Raw genomic sequence first — 18,882 nt, forward strand, 5'->3', positions numbered from 1 at the left:
GCTCATAAGGCAACCTCCGTGCTGCGCACTGCGGTGCGAGCGCCTTCGGGCGGCCGGGCGGCGCTCATGCTTTCCCCTCCTGGCCGCTGCGGCTCGCGAGCGGCAGCCGCAGCGTGAAGCGGGCGCCGCGCGGCGCGGCATGCGCCGCCTCGAGCGATCCGCCCATGCCGCTGGCCAGCGTCTCGGACAGGCTCAGGCCGAGCCCGAGCCCGCCCTCCCGCGTGCTGAAGAAAGGCTCGAAGACGCGCGGCAGGGCTTCGGCCGACAGCCCGGCGCCGTTGTCGCTCACGCCGAGCACGCCGCGGCCGGCCTCGACGCCGAGCGAGAGCTTCAGACGGCGCTCGCCGGGCGGCAACGGGTCGAGCGCCTGCAGCGCGTTCATCAACAGGTTGTGGACGATCTGCTCGAGCGCGACCGGATCGGCCTGCACCATCACGGGCGCCTGCGCCGCATCTTCGACGGCCGGCGAGACCGAGCGCCGGGCCATCTCGGGGGCCAGCAGATGCAGCGCGCTGCGCAGCGCCTCCTGCAGCGCCACCGGCCGCATCCCGGCCTGCCGGTCGGGCCGTTCGATCACTCGCCGCAGCCGACCCACCACGTCGGCCGCGCGCCGCGCCTGCTCGGCAGCCTGCTTCATCGCCGAACGGGCGGTGCCCAGCTCGGGCGGCTCCTCGGCGAGCAGGCGCTGGGCCGCCTGGGTGTTGGCCAGCACCGCGGTCAGCGGCTGGTTCAGCTCATGGGCCATGCCGGCCGCCAGTTCGCCGAGCGCGTTGAGCCGCGCGACCTGCCCCAGCCGCAGCAGTTCCTCGGCGCGGCGGCGCTCGATGCGCTGGCGCCGCAGCGCATAGGCGCCGCCGAGCGCCAGGGCCATCGCGACCGACCAGGCGCCCATCGCGGCCCAGGGCAATTCGGCCCAGGAGACCCGCCGCTCGGCCACCAGTTCGAAGGCCTGGCTTTCCGAGGCCAGCACTTTGCGGAAATCGAAGCGCCAGCCGCCATCGGCGGCCGGAGCGCCCGGCTGCATCACGAAGCGCTGGCCCGCATGCTCGAGCGTCACGCGCACCGGGCTGCGCTTCGGATCCATCGGCCAGTCGCGCCACGGCACCGCGGTCGCCAGGTCGATGTCGAGCGCATAGCTGATCGGCTGCGCGCCGATCACGAGCCGGTAGCGGCCGCTGGCGAAGTCGTCGGCGACGAACTCGGGGCGCTGCAGTTGGCGCGAACGGGCCTCGGCCGGCGCCAGGGCGGGCTCCGGCCACGCGGCATCCGCCTCGCGCCGCTCGACATCGCGGATCGAGGGGTACACCGAAGGCAGCCGGCGCTCGGAGCGGGCGGCGCCCGGCACCGGCTCGAGCAGCGCCAGGGTCGCCAGTACGGCGTCGTACTGCACCACCTGCTGGCTCATGAGCCGATGGGCAATGCGGCCGTTGACCTCGAAATCCTCGCGCAACTGCCGAAGCTCGCCGCGCGCGAGCCAGACCGCGCCGGTGCCGGCGGCCAGCAGCCATGCGAGCCACCAGCCCCCCTGCGTACGCAACCATTGCCTCATGGCGCGGATTGTGCCCGGGTCACCAAAGAGGACGAGCCCGATGCTTGCGTTGGCTGCGCGCCTAAGTTCACAATCCCCTGACTTTGAGAGTCGCCCCACTCACCAGCCCTCCGCATGTCAACGCCACTACCCACAGAAGCGCCGGCTGCCACTGACCCCCTGCAGCACTCGGCCACCCGGGCCGCCAGGCATGCGGCAAAAGCGCAGGGCCAGGACATGACGCGCCTGGTGCTCGGCCTGGTCAAGCCCTACCGAGGCTGGCTGGCCATCGTGCTGACCGCGATGGTGGTGGAAGTGCTGATGAGCCTGGCGGCGCCCTGGCCCTTGAAACTGGTGCTGGACGACGCCCTCGGCACCCACCACCTGCCGCACTGGCTCGAATGGGTGCATCAGCTCGGCATCGGCCGCCACACGCTGGGCGTGGCGCTGTTCGCCGGTATCGCGACCCTGGCGATCGCGGTCATCGGCGGAATTGCGACCTACATCGACAACTACTACACCACCAGCATCGGGCAATGGGTCGCCAACGACCTGCGGCTGCGCATCTACGAGCACCTGCACCGGCTCTCGCTGGCCTTCTACGACAGCGCCAAGACCGGCACCCTGATGTCGACCATCACCAGCGATGTCTCGACGGTGCAGGCCTTCGCCTCCTCGTCGACCCTGTCGATCCTCGTGGACATCGTCACGATCGTCTTCATGCTCGGCCTGATGATCTGGCTGGACTGGGACTTCACGCTGATCGCGATTGCGGTGATGCCCTTCCTGCTGCTGTTCGTGTTCCGCTTCAAGAAGGCGGTGAAGGACGTCACGCGCGAAGTGCGGGTACGCCAGAGCGAGATCGTCGCGGTGGTCCAGGAAGGCCTGGGCTCGGTGCGTGCGATCAAGGCCTTCGGCCGCCAGGACCTCGAGGTGCAACACATGGAAGCCGCCAGCCATGCCAGCACCGAGGCCGCGCTGCGGGCGCGCAAGATCAAGTCGCTGCTGTCGCCGGTGGTGGCCGTGGTGGTGGCGCTGTGCACCGGCATCGTGCTCTGGAAGGGCACCGCGCTGATCATCGCCGGCACCATGACGGCCGGCGCCCTCACCGTCTACCTCGCCTACCTGAGCAAGTTCTTCAAGCCCGTCAAGGACCTGGCCGGGATGGCCAGCACCATCGCCCAGACCACCGTGGCGCTCGAGCGGATCCAGAAGATCCTCGGTGCCGACGACATCATCCACGAGCATCAGGACGCCATCGATCCCGGTCGCGCCAAGGGAGAAATCACCTTCGAGCACGTCGCCTTCGGCTATGGCGACGAAGCCCCGGTGCTGCGCGACGTCTGCTTCACGATCAAGCCGGGCCAGGTGGTCGGCATCGTCGGGCCGACCGGCAGCGGCAAGTCGACGGTGGTCAGCCTGATGCCGCGCTTCTACGATCCGACCGCCGGACGGGTGCTGATCGACGGCGTCGACATCAGCCGGCAGAAGCTGCCTTCGCTGCGCGCGCAGATCGGTTTCGTGCTGCAGGAAACGGTGCTGTTCCGCGGCACCATCGGCGAGAACATCGCCTACGGCAAGCCCGGCGCCAGCCGGGAGGAGATCGTGGCCGCGGCCAAGCTCGCCAATGCCGACGAGTTCATCAGCCGCATGCCGCATGGCTACGACTCGCTGGTCGGCGAACGCGGCGACACGCTCTCGGGCGGCCAGCGCCAGCGCATCGGCATCGCGCGCGCGGTGATCCGCAACAGCCCGATCATGATCCTCGACGAACCGACGGCGGCACTCGACACCGAGTCCGAACGCCTGGTCATCGAAGGCCTGGAGCGGCTGATGCAGGGCCGCACCGTGATCATGATCGCGCACCGCCTGAGCACGCTTCGCAACGCCGACAAGATCATCGTGCTGAAGGACGGCATCGTGGTCGAGGAAGGCACCAACGACGAGCTGGTCGCGCTCGGCGGCGTCTATGCCGAGCTGCATCGCATCCAGTTTGACAATCCGACGGCCACAGTGGCCGCGCCCGCCTGAGGAAATCATGTCGCACCGATTGATCGTTCTGCCCGATGACACCGCCAAGCCGATCCTGGACGCGATCAACGCGGCCAAGCTCGCCCTGAACATCCGGATGTTCCTGTTCACCGACGAGACGCTGCTCGGCGCGGTCATTGCCGCCAAGCAGCGCGGCGTCAAGGTCCGCGTGATGCTGAACCCGGCGCGGCGCACCGGCGAAGCCGAAAACGAGGCCTCGCGGCAAGCCCTGGTCGACGCCGGCATCGAGGTCCGCGACAGCAATCCGAAGTTCGACCTGACGCACCAGAAATCGATGGTGATCGATGACCAGGTCGGCTTCGTCGAATCGCTGAACTGGGAGCCCAAGGACCTGACCGAGACGCGCGACTACGCGGTCGTCACGACGCACGACCTCGAGACCCGCGAGATGGTCGCCTGCTTCGATGCCGACTGGGCGCACGAGGACTTCTCGCCGCATCCCGAGTCGCGCCTGATCTGGTGCCCCGACAACGGCCGCCGGCGCGTGGCCGCCTTCATCGACGGCGCGCAGCATTCGCTGTGGGTGCAGAACGAGCGCTACCAGGACACCGTGATCATCGAGCGCCTGGTGCGGGCCGCGACCCGTGGCGTCAAGGTCCACATCCTGACCAAGCCGCCCCATTCGCTCAAGGCCGAGAAGCTGATCGAGGGCGTGGGCGGGCTGCGGATCCTGCAGGATGTCGGCGCCAAGGTGCACACCATGAAGCACCTGAAGCTGCACGCGAAGATGATGCTGGCCGACGGCACGCGGGCCATCGTGGGCTCGATCAACCTGGCGCCGGGCAGCTTCGACGGCCGCCGCGAGCTGGCGATCGAGACCGACGAATCCGGCACGGTGCAGCGGCTGGAGGAAACCGCACAACGCGACTGGGAGTTTTCCCACAAGATCGACCTCAGCGATGCGGGCCTGCTGCACGACCTGCAGAAGCGCCAGCTCGACCCGAGCAAGCTGGTGCTCGACGGCGACGCCGAAGCGGCGGCCGACAAGCCGAAGAAGCACAAGGACAAGGCGAAAGGTTGACCCCCGTGAAGCGCATCGGGCTCGCGGCGGCGTGCCTGCTGGCGGCCAGCGCGGCGTTGGCGGCGGCCGATGCCGAGTTCGCGATCCGCTGGGACCCGGCGGACGGCGGCCCCGCCTCGATCGAGGCGATCGCCGAGTCGCTGCACCTTCCCGAAGGCAAGCGCAAGAACTTCGAGGTCCGCTATTTCAGCATCAAGCAGCCCACGGATGCGCCCGCGGGCGCCAGTGCGATCGCCCGCGAGCGGCTCTCGGGGGGCGAGATGGAATCGATGTACAAGTTGCGAAGCCCCGCCGCCTTCCCGTCCCGCGGGCCCCAGGCCGACTGGCGCTGTCCCTTCCAGGTCGACGCCAAGCGGAAGAACGAAGTCGACGTCGGCTGGAGCGCGGACGGCGTCTGGAAGAAGAACTACTCGCGCAGTTGCGAGGCCGACGGCCACATCGCCGAATTGCTGCCGGCGCGCTTCATGGCCAAGCCGCTGGACTGCACCAGCAGCATGCTGCGGATGAGCTCGGGACAGCTCAAGATCGAACACTGGAGCCTGTCCGGCGGCAGGCAGGCCTTCGAGGTGTCGGCGAACGGCAAGGACAGCGACGCCGAACGCGAGGCATTCGCCCGCCGGGTGGTGCATCCGTTGATCGCGCGTGGCGTCAAGCCGCTCCAGCAGAGCAAGACCCAATTGGGAAGCAGCTGTTGAACTCCCTGTACCGCGTCCGCCGGACGACCTGAAGGCCGCGATCGGGCGTTACAAGGCGGCCGGCAACAAGTACGTGCCGCAACCCCGACCCGTCAGGTCAGCCCGCCGGTTGCCGCGCCGTGGCGCCCAGGGTGCCGGCCATGTCGCTCACGATCCGGCGCAGCAGCTCGGTCGCCGCGGGCGCCAGCATGCGGCCGTGGCGGGAGATCACGTGCGAGCGGCCCTGGTGCAGCAGCGGGTTCTTCATCGGCAGCTCGACCACCGCGGTCGTGTCCAAGTGCGGCGGCAGCGACATCCGTGTGCTCAGCGCATAGCCCAGACCGGCGACGACGAAATAGCCGAGCGCGCTGAACGAGGTCGTGGTCAGCAGGGTCGGCAGCCGCACGCCCTCGCCGATCTCGGCCGCCTCGATGTGCTGGCGCACCCCGAAGCTGCGCTGAAGCGTGGCGCCGGGATAAGGCAGCAGATCGGCCAGCTTGAGCGGCCGGCCCAGGCGCGCCAGCGGATGGGTCTCGAGCACCAGCGCCTGGATCGGCTGCGGGTGCGAGTGATGCGAGCGCAGCCGCTCGTCCCGGGGCGGCTGGAACAGCAGCCCGATGTGGGCCCGCTCGTCGATCACGCGGCGCACGATCTCGTCGCTGCTGCCGACCTCGAGCGACACCGTGATCGCCGGATGCGAGCGCATGAAGGCCTGCAGGCTGTGGCGCATCAGCCAGTCGATGTAGCCCTCGCCGGCGACGATGTCGATGTGGCCGCGCTCGACCTTTCGGATGGCGTCCATCTGCGCCAGCAAGTGCTGCTTCTGGCTCTCCTGGCGCCGCAGGTAGACCGCGAGCAGCTCGCCGGCATCGGTGGGCGCCACACCGCGCCCGTGCCGCTCGAGCAGCACCGTGCCGCATTCCTTCTCGAGCAGGCCGACGGCCCGGCTGACCGCCGACGGGTCCATGTCGAGCACCTCGGCGGCGCCGCGGACCGAGCCGCTTTCCAGCACCTGCATGAAGTAGCGCAAGCGCCGCGTGTCCAGCTTGTCATCCATGTCCTCACCCCGCGAGCGTTGCATTCAATGCAACAAAGATCCTGAATTTTAGTCATTGATGCAAGGACTTCTTTCTTTGAGACTCGCTGCATCCCATCCCAGAAGAGATCGAAGCCCCATGACTTCCGCCACCGCCGCGCTCGCGCCTGAAGCGCTGGACGCCTCCGCCCTCGGCAAGCTCAAGCTCGTTGCCGTGGCCCTGATCGTCGTCACCGTCGCCGAGCTGATCGGTGCCGCGCAGTTCAAGCTGGGCCCCGGCAAGGTGGTGCTGCTGCCGATGCTGTGGGCGCTGCTGCTGGCTGCGGCGTGGGGCGTCGCCGCGCGCCACACGCCCTCGGGGGTCCGCATCCACACCGGGCTTCAGTCCTACGCGGGCGGCCTGCTCAACGTCGGCCTGCTGCTGTTCATCGTCAAGCTCGGCCTCACGGTCGGCGCCGCCCTGCCCTATGTGCGCCAGGCCGGCTGGGCGCTGGTGTTCCAGGAATTCGGCCATGCCTTCGGCACCCTGGCGCTGGGCCTGCCGCTGGCCCTGCTGCTCGGCATCAAGCGCGAGGCGGTGGGCGCCACCTTCTCGGTCGGCCGCGAGGGCAACCTGGCGATCATCGGCGAGAAGTACGGCATGGCCTCGGCCGAGGGCCGCGGCGTGCTGGCCGAGTACATCACCGGCACGGTGCTCGGCGCCCTCTTCATCGCGGTGCTCGCGGGCTTCATCACCAGCCTCGGCATCTTCGATCCGCGCTCGCTCGCGATGGGCGCCGGCGTCGGCTCGGGCAGCCTGATGGCCGCAGCCATCGGCGCCATCAGCGCGCAGCAGCCGCCCGAGATGGTCGAGCAGCTGACCGCCATCGCGGCCGCCTCGAACCTGCTGACCACGGTGGTCGGTTTCTACTTCACGCTGTTCCTGTCGCTGCCGCTGTGTTCGTGGCTGTACGGCAAGCTCGAGCCGGTGCTCGGTCGTTTCTCGAAGCGCCAGCCGGCAGACACCGCGGCGCTCGCCGGCATGACGGGCGTGGCCGCACCGGAGCTCCGCTTCGCCGACAACCTGGTCGCCTGGATCGTGATGGCGGGCGGCGTGATGATCGGCAACCTGCTGTCCTTCAAGGTGCCGATGCTGCAGTCGCTGGCCGGCATGCTCGCCATCATCGCCGTGGTGGGGGTGGTCGGGCTGGTCAAGCGCCTGGTGCCGAAGATGCCGATGGTGCTGGTGCTCTCGATGGTGGCCACGGTGGCCGGCATTCCGGGCCTGCTGCCGTTCTCCGACGCGCTGATCGCGGTCACCGCCAAGCTCAATTTCATGGCCTTCACCACGCCGGTGCTGGCGCTGGCCGGCTTCTCGGTCGCCAAGGACCTGCCGATGTTCCGCCAGCTCGGCTGGCGCATCGTGGTGGTCTCGCTGACCGCCACCGCTGGCACCTTCCTCGGCGCGACGCTGATCGCCGAATTCTTCCACTGACCCTGTCGAGACCGAACGCTCCATGTACCGCGAACCCGAGATCGCCGAAGACACCCGCCAGCGCATGCTGGCCTGGCGCCGCGACATCCACGCCAACCCCGAGACCGCCTTCGAGGAGCACCGCACGGCCAACGTCGTCGCCAATGCGCTGAAGCTGATGGGCATTCCGGTGCACCGGGGCCTGGCCGGCACCGGCGTGGTCGGCACGCTGAAGAGCGGCGAAGGCCCGCGCATCGCGCTGCGCGCCGACCTCGACGCCCTGAACATGACCGAGCTCGGCGAGCGCGCCCACAAGTCGACCTGCGCGGGCAAGATGCACGGCTGCGGCCACGACGGCCACACCGCCATGCTGCTCGGCGCGGCCGATCACCTGGCGCGGCACAGGCCCTTCCAGGGCACGGTCCATTTCGTCTTCCAGCCGGCCGAGGAGAACGAAGGCGGCGGCCGCAGGATGGTCGAGGAAGGCCTGTTCGACCGGTTCCCGGCCGACGCGGTCTACGGCATGCACAACTTCCCGGGCATGCCGCGCGGCCAGTTCGGCATCCGCACCGGCACCATGACCGCCTACCTCGACACCTTCGAGATCGTGATCACCGGCAAGGGCTGCCACGGCGCGATGCCCGAGACCGGCATCGACCCCGTGATGGTCTCGGCCCAGCTCGTCAACGCGCTGCAGACCATCGTCAGCCGCCGCATCGGCGCCACCGATTCCGCGGTGGTCAGCGTGACCCAGATCCACGGCGGCGACACCTGGAACGTGGTGCCCGAGACGGTGGTGCTGCGCGGCACCGCGCGCGCGCTCGACGCCGCCATCCAGGACCGGGTCGAGCGTTCGATGAACCAGATCTGCACCGGCATGGCGCAGACCCATGGCGCCACGGTGGCGCTCAAGTACATGCGCGGCTACCCCGGCGTGGTCAACACCGCCGCCGAGACCGCGGCCGCGGTCGCCGCGGCCGCCAGCCTGGTCGGCGAGGCGCAGGTCCACACCGACATCCCGCCCGCGATGGGTTCGGAGGACTTCGCCTTCATGCTGCAGAAGCGGCCCGGCGCCTACATCGGCATCGGCGCCGGCGAAGGCCCGAACGACCCGCCGGTGCACAACCCTTATTACGACTTCAACGACCGGATCCTGCCGCTCGGCGCCGCCTACTGGGTGGCGCTTGTCAAGCAGCAACTGGCGGCCGCATAGTCGGGCGATGCTGTCCGTCTTCGACATTTTCAAGATCGGCATCGGGCCGTCGAGCTCGCACACCGTCGGTCCGATGCGGGCGGCGCTGATGTTCGCGGGCGCGCTCGAGCGCGATGGCCTGCTGGCGCGCACGGCGCGGGTGCGGGTCGACCTGCACGGCTCGCTCGGCGCCACCGGGCGCGGCCACGCGACCGACGTGGGTGTGATCCTCGGGCTCTTCGGCGAGGCGCCGGACAGCGTCGACCCCGCCGCGGTGCAGCCCCGGATCGAGGCCTTGCGGCGTTCCGGCACGTTGCTGCTGCTGGGCCGCCATCCGATCGGCTTCGACCCGTTGCGCGACATTCTCTTCATCGGCGAACAGTCCCTGGCCGAGCATCCCAACGGCATGCGGATGGTCGCGCTGGATGCGGCCGGAACCGTGTTGGTCGATCGCTGCTATTTCTCGGTCGGCGGCGGCTTCGTGGTCGAGGGCGGTGCCGAGCCGGCGCCGGCCGAGGCCTGCGGCGCTCTGGTCTGGCCGCACCCTTTCCGCACCGGCGACGAGCTGATCTCCCACGCGGTGCAGCGCGGCCTGTCGGTCGCCCAGCTGATGCGGGCCAACGAGAGCGTCTGGCGCCCGCCCGCCGAGGTGCGCGCGGGCGTGCTGCGCATCTGGGCCGCGATGCGGCAGTGCGTGCAACGCGGCTTCGGCATCGACAATCCGAGCGCCGCCGGACGCCTGCCCGGCACCCTGAACATCCGTCGCCGGGCCCCGCAGCTTCACCGCGAACTGCTGGCGCGCGACGCCGGCGCCGGAGCGGCCGACCCGCTCGCCGCCATGGATTGGGTCAACGCGTTCGCGATGGCGGTCAACGAGGAGAACGCGGCCGGCGGCCGCGTGGTGACCGCGCCGACCAACGGCGCGGCGGGCGTGATTCCCGCGGTGCTGCACTACTACGAGAAGTTCTGCCCCGGCGCCTCGGACGACGGCATCGTCGACTTCCTGCTCACCGCCGCCGCGATCGGCATGCTCTACAAGGCCAACGCGTCGATCTCGGGCGCCGAGGTCGGTTGCCAGGGCGAGGTCGGTGTGGCCTGCTCGATGGCGGCCGGCGCGCTGGCCGCCGCGCTCGGCGGCACGCCGGCCCAGGTCGAGAACGCGGCCGAGATCGGCATGGAGCACAACCTCGGCCTGACCTGCGATCCGGTCGGCGGGCTGGTGCAGATCCCGTGCATCGAGCGCAACGCGATGGGCGCGGTCAAGGCCATCAACGCGGCGCGGCTGGCGCTGCGCGGCGACGGTAACCACTATGTATCGCTCGACGCCGTCATCAAGACCATGATGCAGACCGGCGAGGACATGAAGTCGACCTACAAGGAGACGTCGCTCGGCGGGCTGGCGGTGAACGTGGTGGAGTGCTGAGGCGCCGCGGCGCTCAGCCGTGCAAGGGCCAGCGTCCGAGCACCATCTGCCGACCCTTGCCGATGAGGCTCCGGATCAGGACGAACTCGCGCGCCTGCCAGACGATGGGTGCCACCGGCAGGTCCGGCACGACCCGCATGTCGCGCAGCAGGGTCATGTGCGGCGTGAAGGCGCCCTGCTCAGCCGCCACGCCGTACAGGCGCAGCGCCGCGCCCAGCTCAATGCGAAAGGCCTGCAGGGCCGGCATCGCTTCGCGCCCCACCAGTACCAGCGGGTGCTTTCTTGCTCTCGATTGGAAACTCGTGACGCCATCGAAGCACAGCTCGAAGGCCGCGCATTGACAGCTTGCCGCCGCCTGTCGGGCTTTCGTCACCAGGTCTTCCGGCAACTCGGGCCAGGAGCCCAGGTGGTGCAAGGTCACATGCAGCCGCTCAGCCATGGTCGCGAGGGCCTCGAGGCCGTGATCGGCACGCAGGCGCAGGGCCAGTTCCGCGGCCTGGGCAGCGGTCGCTGGATCCGGCTGCAGCGCGAAGAAGAGGCCGTTCACCGCTCATCCCACTCAATGGTTTCCGAGGACCGGAAACTACTCCAGCGCATCAATCGTCAACGATCGCCGAGGTTCGCAACAGCATTCTGCACGTCTTCTGCTTCCGTTTCCGGAACTTCTGGACGCTGTTCCGCCGAGGCTGGCAGACCGCCTGATCAGCCAGCGAGTCGAAACGCCGCAGCCATCCGCTCCTGCTCCCGAGCACGAACTTTCAGGCTGTCGGCGATCTTTGGCCACTGCCTCACGACGGACTGGCTGCGCGCGACGATCTCGTCGGCCAGCTTCTTGGAGACCCGAAAGTACGGCGCCACCGAACGCGCCAGGTCGAGGTCCATCGCGTTGTCGGCCTCGCTGACGTTGAGCTTCAGGCCTTGCGACTCGGGCACTGGATTCATGTCGTAGGCATCGGACAGGCGCCAGCCCTTGCCGGGCGCGAGGATGAAACCGTGGTTGCGCAGGTGATCATCGGTGTTGGAGACCAGCATGTTGAACACGATGCGCGACCACAGCTCACGCAGGTCTGCGATGGTGTTCGCACCGTGGTCGATCAGCACGCGGGCGATCTCCAGATAGCTCGCACCTGTCGATGCATCATCGCCATCCAGGCGTCCCGTGAGCGTCATCGCCGAGGCGAAGTGAAGCCTGCCCGCTGGCGTTCGGTCGAAGCGCCTCACCAGGAAGGTGTGCTGTTGGCTCGCGAACTTGCGGGCCAGGCTTTGCGGCACGGCGAGGCCGCAGCCCTTCGCGAGGGTCTGCACTACCAGTTCCCAGGCGCCCACGTCGTGCTCGTCGCGCACGCTGGGGAACTTGGCGATCCACAAGTGCCCCTGCGGATCAACGACGCTGGCTTTGGGCCGCGCACCACCGAGCGAACCGCCAGGTGCGATCAGCATGCGCAGCCAGTCGTCGCCCGCCGCCGAGGTGTTGTCCTCATCGCGCTCCAGCGCCAGGCTGGCCGCTTCCAGTTCGCGCAGCTGCACGAATGGCGGCGCTTCCGCGCCGTGCTGGTTGTCCAGGAAGTCGCCGGCGTCATCGCGCCGCAAGCGCAACGCCCCGGAACGATAGCCGTCGTGCACGCCCAGCAGGTAGTCTGATTCATGCAGGCGCACGGCCTTGCCCACCTGCCCTGCCCGCTGCGCGCGCTCCAGCCGGCGGCGCATCAGCAACCGGCCCCAACGATCCGGGCTCGCATCCGCGAACACGCCGAAGGTCTCGTGCCCCTGCGGCGGGTGCTGCCGACCTTCGAAGAGGCCCAGCCGGGAATCCAGGTGCAAGTTCCCGGTGGCGTGGTGGGCCAGCGCCGCGGCGTCGAACTCAAACTCGAAAACTTCCCGGCCTGCTCCTCGCCCGGCATGCAGCCACCCCAGCCGCAGCGGCTCTGCGAGGCCGACCCAGTCTGCATAGACGGCGATAGTTGCGGCCATCGGCTCAACGCCCCTTCTTCTTCAGCGACGCCAAGGGCTCGATCAAGCCAGCAAGTGCATCGGCACTGGCGAAGCCGCTCTTCTTGATCCAGTCGCGAGCGTCCTCCGCAGGCTTGAGCAGCTTCTTGATTTGCCTGTTGGGGGCATCCAGCCGGTCCACGGCTTCACGCAGCTGCACGGACGGCATGGCGGCCAGCGCCTTGCGCATCTGCGTTTCCGGCAGTGCTTCGAGTGCCTTGCGCATTTGCTCGCTGGGCAGGGAATCGAACATCTTGCGCAGTTGGTCCTGCGGCGAGTTTTCGATGGCATGGCGAAGCGCCGCCGCGGCGCCAGCAACCGGCACCAGCCTCTTGGCCGTCGCCGGCCGTTTGGCTGACGGCGGCATGCTTGGTCGTGTCGTCTTGGTGTGCGCGGGCAGTTGCGCATCCTGGAGCTCGCGGCCCACAGGGTCGGCCTTGCCGAGCAAGTCGAGGTCCTTTTCGATGCCCAGCACCTGCATGACGGCGAGGTAGGCGCCCATGGTCACCCCCGACCCACCGCGCTCCAGGCTGCGCAGTGTCATGGGCGCCATCCCGGCTCGCTCTGCAACCTGCTTGGCCGAGAGCCGACGGCGCAGCCGCGCCAAGCGCAGGCGGTCGCCGAACTGACGCAGCAGTTCGTCGGTGATTGGGAGCAATGCGGCTGTCTTCTTGGCCATAATGCCGATATTTTAGGCATTCGTGGTCAATAGCGCCATAATATTTCCATCGCGATATTGGATTTGAGCCAATTTTCCATCAGATAACGCCAATATATTGGCGTTCTTGTCATGGAAAGGCCATAATTTTGGCCTTCTTGGCCTATTCGACCGACACTAGAGAACATGGACCACGTCGGCCGCGTGCGACCCGTGCACGCGATTGAGGTTGGTGGTGTCGATGGTGTCGTTGTCGATCCTGATCGTGCTGCTGCCGATCGCGGAAATCGAGCACGCGCGGGCAGGCCTGCGCGACGAGATTGGCAAACTCATCGAGCATTTGCCACTATCGGCATTACGCGCCTCGGACTCTTCCATGAGGCCGGGCATGCTCCATCCTGGAGGGCAGAAGCAAAGGGGCCGTGCCGTGAACGATTGGAGATGTTCGGCACTTCGGCAACATTTAGGTCGCCTTCACCGTCGCGCCGGGCTGGGTGACCACCCCGGCGGCTGATGCGCCTGATCGGCTTGAGGCAAGCCAGAGCGTCCAGACTTGCTGGCAACAGTGCGCGCATCGGCCGCCCGCTACATCAGAGCTTGAGCCCGCCTGTGCGCGGTGTCGCAAACTCAGCTTGTTCCTGGCCGAGCGGAAACGCGACCACATACAGAATCGTGGCTGGCATCGGCTTGGCCTCCGCGACAGTGATCCGACTCCCTGCACGGCCAGCACCTCAGCAGCCAGATCGACGTCCAGCGACTTGCAGACATGACCCGCTGCAGCTTGTCGGGCTCATCGGCCGTGGTGCAGGCGCCTTAGCAATAGCGGTCGAATGTCCGCGAAGTGCGGCAAATCACTCCCACTCGATCGTCGCCGGCGGCTTGCTGCTCACGTCGTAGGTCACGCGGTTGATCCCGCGCACCTCGTTGATGATCCGCCCCGACACCTTCTTGAGCAGCGCATAGGGCAGCTCGGCCCAGTCGGCGGTCATGAAGTCGCTGGTCTGCACCGCGCGCAGCGCGACCACGTAGTCGTAGGTGCGGCCGTCGCCCATCACGCCGACGCTCTTCACCGGCAGGAACACCGTGAACGCCTGGCTCGTGAGGTCGTACCAGCTCTTGCCGCTCGAGGGGTCGATGAAGTTGCGCAGTTCCTCGATGAAGATCGCGTCCGCACGGCGCAGCAAGTCGGCGTAGTCCTTCTTGACCTCGCCGAGGATGCGCACGCCCAGGCCCGGGCCCGGGAAGGGATGGCGATAGACCATCTCGGGCGGCAGGCCCAACGCCACACCCAGCTCGCGCACCTCGTCCTTGAACAGGTCGCGCAGCGGCTCGAGCAGCTTCAGGCCCAGCTCGGCGGGCAGCCCACCGACGTTGTGGTGGCTCTTGATCGTGACCGCCTTCTTGCTCTTGGCGCCGCCCGACTCGATCACGTCGGGATAGATGGTGCCCTGCGCCAGCCACTTGGCGCCCTTGACGGCCGGCAGGCCGTCAACTCCGAGTCTTCCGCCGGCGCTGGCCTTGAGCTTGGCCGCTTCCTGCTTGAACACGGTGACGAATTCGCCGCCGATGATCTTGCGCTTGGCCTCCGGGTCGCTGACGCCCGCCAGCTTGCCGAGGAACAGCTCGCTGGCATCGACGCGAATCACCTTGGCATGCAACTGGCCGACGAACATTTCCATCACCATGTCGCCTTCGTTCAGCCGCAGCAGGCCGTGGTCGACGAAGACGCAGGTCAGCTGGTCGCCGATGGCGCGATGGATCAGCGCCGCAGCGACGGACGAATCGACGCCGCCCGAAAGGCCGAGGATCACCTCCTCATCGCCCACCTGCTGGCGGATCGCCTCCACGGCCTCCGCGATGTGGTCGCGCATCACCCAGTCGGGCCGCGCGCCACAGATGCCGAGCACGAAGCGCTCGAGGATCGGCTTGCCCTGCTGGGTGTGCGTGACTTCGGGATGGAACTGCACGGCGTAGAAGTGCCGCGCCTCGTCCGCCATGCCGGCGATCGGGCAGCTGTCGGTCGACGCCATCAGCTTGAAGCCCGGCGGCAGCTCGGTGACCTTGTCGCCATGGCTCATCCAGACGTTGAGCATGCCGTGGCCCTCGTCGGTCGTGAAGTCGGCAATGTCGCGCAGCAGCTCGGTGTGGCCGCGCGCCCGCACGGCCGCGAAGCCGAATTCGCGCTTGTGGCCGCCCTCGACCTTGCCGCCCAGCTGGTGCGCCATGGTCTGCATGCCGTAGCAGATGCCCAGCACCGGCACGCCGAGCTCGAACACCGCCTGCGGCGCCTTGTCGGTGGTCTCCTCGTAGACGCTGGCGTGGCTGCCGGAAAGGATCACGCCCTTGAGCTTGCCGTCCTTGGCGAACTCGCGCACCCATTCGTCGCTGACGTCGCAGGGATGGACCTCGGAGAACACATGCGCCTCGCGCACGCGGCGCGCGATCAGCTGGGTGACTTGCGAGCCGAAGTCGAGGATGAGGATCTTGTCGTGTTGCATGAAGCAGACTCAGAGCGTTGAAATGTCGAAGAGGCGGACGCCCGCTTGCGGCGCCGCCTGGATGAGTTGCGCGTCGAAAGTGGCGAGCGGAAGATCGAGCGAGCGTGCCAGCCAGAGGTAGCCCGCGTCGTAGAGCGACACATCGGCGTCGATGGCCACGGCGAGCACCGCCTTGTGCTGGGCCGGGGCCAGCTCGTGCAGCTCGACGCGATGCCGGATGGCGTCCAGCACGCTCCACAGCCCTTCGACCGCGGAGGAGGGAATGCGGCCGCTTCGCACGCCATTGACGAGGATGTTGGCGCACTCCCATTGCCAGGCGTTGGGCGCCTGCGGCTCGACCTCGTCGCGGCGGATCGCGGCATAGAGTTTGCGGGTGTGTTCGCTGGCCTGGTCCGGCAGCAGCCAGGCCGAGGTGACCGAAGCATCCATGACGAAGGCCGTCACGACTGCCGCCCTTCGTCACGCAGGGCCCGCACCGCGGGACCCGGCTTGATCGCGGCGTGCAGGGCATCGATCTGCCCCAGCTCGCGCGCGATCTGCTCGTCGGTGATGACCGGCTTGCGCCGCACCGGCAGCATGCGCACGACCTCCTTGCCGTGGCGGGTGATGCGCACTTCCTCGCCCTTCTCGACCAAGTCGATCAGGGCCGAGAAGTTGTTCTTGGCTTCCGCGATGCCGAGGGTTTGCATTTGGGCCAGAAAAATTTAATCTGGCCCAAATTCTAACGTCGATCTGGCCTGATTTTCAATGTCTGGCCAGAAGCACGCCTATTCGGCCCGGTAATTCGGCGCTTCCTTGGTGATCTGCACGTCGTGCACATGGCTCTCGCGAATGCCCGCCGTGGTGATCTCGACGAACTCGGCCTTGTTCTTCATGTCTTCGATCGTCGCGCAGCCACAGTAGCCCATGCTGGCGCGCAGGCCGCCGGACATCTGGTAGACGATCGAGACCATCGAACCCTTGTAGGGCACACGGCCCTCGATGCCCTCGGGCACCAGCTTGTCCGCGTTCGGGTTGCCGGTGGTCGACTCCTGGAAGTAGCGGTCGGCGCTGCCCTGCTGCATCGCGCCGATCGAGCCCATGCCGCGGTAGCTCTTGTAGCTGCGGCCCTGGAACAGCACGATCTCGCCCGGCGCCTCTTCGGTGCCGGCGAACATGCCGCCCATCATCACGGTGCTGGCGCCGGCGGCGATCGCCTTGGCGATGTCGCCCGAATAGCGGATGCCGCCGTCGGCGATCAGCGGCACGCCGGTGCCCTGCAGCGCCGTGGCGACGTTGTCGATCGCCATGATCTGCGGCACGCCCACGCCGGCCACGATGCGGGTGGTGCAGATCGAGCCTGGGCCGATGCCCACCTTGACCGCGTCGGCGCCGGCATCGGCCAGCGCGCGGGCGGCGTCGCCGGTGGCGATGTTGCCGCCGATCACCTCGACCTGCGGATAGTTCTGCTTGACCCAGCGCACGCGCTCGATCACGCCGGCGCTGTGGCCGTGCGCGGTATCGACCACGATGGCGTCGACGCCGGCCTTGACCAGCGCCTCGACGCGTTCTTCGGTGCCCTCGCCCACGCCGACCGCCGCGCCCACCCGCAGGCGGCCGCTGGCGTCGCGCGCGGCATTCGGAAAGCTGGTCTGCTTGGTGATGTCCTTCACCGTGATCAGGCCCTTGAGCTCCCAGGCTTCGTTGATCACCAGCAGTCGCTCGAGCTTGTGCTTGTTGAGCAGCGCTTTGGCGTCGGCCAGCGTGGTGCCGTCAGGCACCGTGATGAGCCGGTCGCGCCGGGTCATGATCTCGCTCACCGGCACGTCATAGCGGCTCTCGAAGCGCAGGTCGCGGCCGGTGACGATGCCGACCACTTTGCCGGCGTCGCAGACCGGGAAGCCCGAGATGCCGAGTTGGTCCGACAGCGCCATCACCTCCCGCACGGTGTGGCTTGGCGTGATCACGACCGGGTCGCGAAGCACGCCGGATTCGTAGCGCTTCACCTTGGCCACCTGGGCGGCCTGCTCGGCCGGGGTGAGGTTCTTGTGGACGATGCCGATGCCGCCCTCCTGCGCGATGGCGATCGCGAGGCGCGCTTCGGTCACGGTGTCCATCGCGGCCGAGACCAGCGGCAGATTGAGCGTGATGTTGCGGGAGAGCCGGGTGGCGAGGGAAGTGTCCTTGGGCAGGACCTGGGAGAACGCTGGCACCAGCAACACGTCGTCGAAGGTGAGCGCTTTGCCGAGAAGGCGCATGGGTGAAGCTCCAAAAGACGGATTGTAACGATGCCTCGCGGCCCGGGCCGACGCAGGGATTAGCGCTTTCTGCCTCGCATTCGGACCGAGTTGCATCCAAATGCCGTCCGAGCGTTGCAAAAACACCAGCGAGCAAGTTGCCAAACGTAAGGCGGCGCTAAACTTCCGGCCATGAAGCTCGTCCAGTTGCTCCTCGTCGGGTCCGTGTTCCTGCTGCCCCTGGGCGCGCAAGCCCAATGGCAGTGGCTGGACAAGGACAACAAGAAGGTCTTCAGCGATCAGGCGCCGCCGCCCGACGTGCCCGAGAAGAACATCCTGCGCCGGCCCGGCGGGCCGGCCAAGCGGTTGAACTACAGTGCGCCGCCCGTTGCCGAGGATGTGGCGGCCGCCCCCGCGCCCCTTTCCCAGCCACCGGCCGCCCCCAAAGCCGCCGGCGTCGACAAGGAGCTCGAGGAGAAGGCGCGCAAGGCCGAAGAGGCCGAAAAGACCAGGCAGGCCGCCGAGACGCAGAAGATCGCTCAAGCCAGGAAGGAAAATTGCAGCCGGGCGCGCGAGGGCAAAGCGACCATGGACAGCGGCATCCGCGTCGCGCGCCTGAATGCCCAGGGCGAGCGCGAGATCATCGACGACGCCACGCGCGCGAGCGAGCAGAAGCGGCTGCAGGCGGTCATCGACTCCGAATGCAAGTGAGCTAGGGCCTGTTCACACTACTTCCGGGGTCGCGAAGGCCTGCCAGGACGGGCCAATCAAGGCGCGCGACGCGGCATGTGCGTTGGCACATGCAAGGAGTGCAACGCCGGGTGGCTCGTCCTGGCAGGCCTTCCCTGCGGGTTGCCGGGCCAAGGGGCCGTCTGCGGCGTTGCCCGCGCTTGCAAGGCGAAAGCCTTGCTGCGCGCGGGCGCCTTGCATCCAGCCCCTTGGCCCGGCAACGCGATCCCCGGAAGTAGTGTGAACAGGCCCTAGTACCCCGCCTTGCCGCCCGAGCGCCGGTTCGCGAACAATCCGGTCCCGCGCGCGCCCTGCTGGCGGAATCGCTCGCGCCGCGCCACCTTCGGGTCCACGGCGAGCGGACGGCACAGCTCGACGCGGTCGAGGTCGCTCACGCAGCGGGTCCATGCGAC

General features: G+C 68.1%; 18 protein-coding genes. 7 read left to right on the forward strand and 11 right to left on the reverse strand.

The genetic code is table 11. The features are described 5' to 3' along the window. Positions 1–64 precede the first annotated feature (64 nt). Positions 65–1,549, reverse strand: a complete 1,485-nt coding sequence (locus tag AC1DYD_RS05450) for a sensor histidine kinase (protein WP_478171717.1) — start codon at positions 1,547–1,549, stop codon at positions 65–67. 114 nt (positions 1,550–1,663) lie between these two features. Between AC1DYD_RS05450 and AC1DYD_RS05455 the strand changes: the two genes are divergently transcribed. From AC1DYD_RS05455 to AC1DYD_RS05465, 3 genes are read left to right on the forward strand one after another with little or no spacing between them, the layout of a single operon-like run. After that, positions 1,664–3,559 (forward strand): ABC transporter ATP-binding protein, encoded by a 1,896-nt coding sequence (locus AC1DYD_RS05455; RefSeq protein ID WP_478171718.1) that lies wholly within the window; start codon positions 1,664–1,666, stop codon positions 3,557–3,559. Between the two features lie 7 nt (positions 3,560–3,566). After that, positions 3,567–4,601 carry a phospholipase D-like domain-containing protein gene (locus AC1DYD_RS05460; protein WP_478171719.1) on the forward strand — a complete coding sequence of 345 codons (1,035 nt, stop codon included), beginning with the start codon at positions 3,567–3,569 and terminating at the stop codon, positions 4,599–4,601. Next, entirely contained in the window at positions 4,598–5,296 is a 699-nt protein-coding gene (locus tag AC1DYD_RS05465) for a hypothetical protein (RefSeq protein ID WP_478171720.1), read from the forward strand. Before AC1DYD_RS05460 ends, AC1DYD_RS05465 begins: the two co-directional genes overlap by 4 nt. Positions 5,297–5,393: 97 nt before the next feature. Here the strand turns inward: AC1DYD_RS05465 and AC1DYD_RS05470 are convergent, their stop codons facing one another. Next, entirely contained in the window at positions 5,394–6,332 is a 939-nt protein-coding gene (locus tag AC1DYD_RS05470; RefSeq protein ID WP_478171721.1) for a LysR family transcriptional regulator, read from the reverse strand. Positions 6,333–6,450: 118 nt separating this feature from the next. On the opposite strand from AC1DYD_RS05470, the gene AC1DYD_RS05475 reads away from it, so the two are divergent. The 3 genes from AC1DYD_RS05475 to AC1DYD_RS05485 are packed head-to-tail and all read left to right on the forward strand — an operon-like array spanning position 6,451 to position 10,379. Next, positions 6,451–7,785 carry a DUF3100 domain-containing protein gene (locus AC1DYD_RS05475; RefSeq protein ID WP_478171722.1) on the forward strand — a complete coding sequence of 445 codons (1,335 nt, stop codon included), beginning with the start codon at positions 6,451–6,453 and terminating at the stop codon, positions 7,783–7,785. A gap of 22 nt (positions 7,786–7,807) precedes the next feature. Then, a complete protein-coding gene (locus AC1DYD_RS05480; protein ID WP_478171723.1) occupies positions 7,808–8,977 on the forward strand; it encodes a M20 aminoacylase family protein in 1,170 nt (389 codons plus the stop codon). Between the two features lie 7 nt (positions 8,978–8,984). Next, on the forward strand, positions 8,985–10,379 hold the full coding sequence (locus AC1DYD_RS05485) for an L-serine ammonia-lyase (protein WP_478171724.1): 1,395 nt from the start codon (positions 8,985–8,987) through the stop codon (positions 10,377–10,379). A 13-nt stretch (positions 10,380–10,392) separates the two neighbouring features. Here the strand turns inward: AC1DYD_RS05485 and AC1DYD_RS05490 are convergent, their stop codons facing one another. From AC1DYD_RS05490 to guaB, 8 genes are all read right to left on the reverse strand, one after another. Then, positions 10,393–10,926: a 2'-5' RNA ligase family protein gene (locus tag AC1DYD_RS05490; protein ID WP_478171725.1), complete on the reverse strand. Its 534-nt coding sequence runs from the start codon at positions 10,924–10,926 to the stop codon at positions 10,393–10,395. A 155-nt stretch (positions 10,927–11,081) separates the two neighbouring features. Next, positions 11,082–12,350 carry a type II toxin-antitoxin system HipA family toxin gene (locus AC1DYD_RS05495; RefSeq protein ID WP_478171726.1) on the reverse strand — a complete coding sequence of 423 codons (1,269 nt, stop codon included), beginning with the start codon at positions 12,348–12,350 and terminating at the stop codon, positions 11,082–11,084. Positions 12,351–12,354: 4 nt separating this feature from the next. Continuing rightward, the gene (locus AC1DYD_RS05500) at positions 12,355–13,047 is read right to left on the reverse strand and encodes a helix-turn-helix domain-containing protein (RefSeq protein WP_478171727.1); all 693 of its coding nucleotides are present in this window, start codon (positions 13,045–13,047) and stop codon (positions 12,355–12,357) included. A 156-nt stretch (positions 13,048–13,203) separates the two neighbouring features. Continuing rightward, on the reverse strand, positions 13,204–13,416 hold the full coding sequence (locus AC1DYD_RS05505; RefSeq protein WP_478171728.1) for a hypothetical protein: 213 nt from the start codon (positions 13,414–13,416) through the stop codon (positions 13,204–13,206). A gap of 461 nt (positions 13,417–13,877) precedes the next feature. Continuing rightward, on the reverse strand, positions 13,878–15,524 hold the full coding sequence (guaA, locus tag AC1DYD_RS05510; RefSeq protein ID WP_478171729.1) for a glutamine-hydrolyzing GMP synthase: 1,647 nt from the start codon (positions 15,522–15,524) through the stop codon (positions 13,878–13,880). Between the two features lie 9 nt (positions 15,525–15,533). Further along, complete coding sequence (locus AC1DYD_RS05515) at positions 15,534–15,953, reverse strand: type II toxin-antitoxin system VapC family toxin (RefSeq protein ID WP_478171749.1); 420 nt, start codon at positions 15,951–15,953, stop codon at positions 15,534–15,536. Positions 15,954–15,964: 11 nt separating this feature from the next. Next, entirely contained in the window at positions 15,965–16,213 is a 249-nt protein-coding gene (locus AC1DYD_RS05520) for a type II toxin-antitoxin system Phd/YefM family antitoxin (RefSeq protein WP_478171730.1), read from the reverse strand. Between the two features lie 78 nt (positions 16,214–16,291). Next, positions 16,292–17,761 carry an IMP dehydrogenase gene (gene guaB, locus AC1DYD_RS05525; RefSeq protein ID WP_478171731.1) on the reverse strand — a complete coding sequence of 490 codons (1,470 nt, stop codon included), beginning with the start codon at positions 17,759–17,761 and terminating at the stop codon, positions 16,292–16,294. Between the two features lie 171 nt (positions 17,762–17,932). On the opposite strand from guaB, the gene AC1DYD_RS05530 reads away from it, so the two are divergent. Next, positions 17,933–18,451, forward strand: a complete 519-nt coding sequence (locus tag AC1DYD_RS05530; protein ID WP_478171732.1) for a DUF4124 domain-containing protein — start codon at positions 17,933–17,935, stop codon at positions 18,449–18,451. Between the two features lie 269 nt (positions 18,452–18,720). Here the strand turns inward: AC1DYD_RS05530 and AC1DYD_RS05535 are convergent. Beyond that, positions 18,721–18,882: RnfH family protein (locus tag AC1DYD_RS05535; RefSeq protein ID WP_478171750.1), on the reverse strand; the 162-nt coding region annotated here is incomplete at its 5' end.

It is taken from the genome of Variovorax sp. P4_B11, assembly GCF_056402355.1.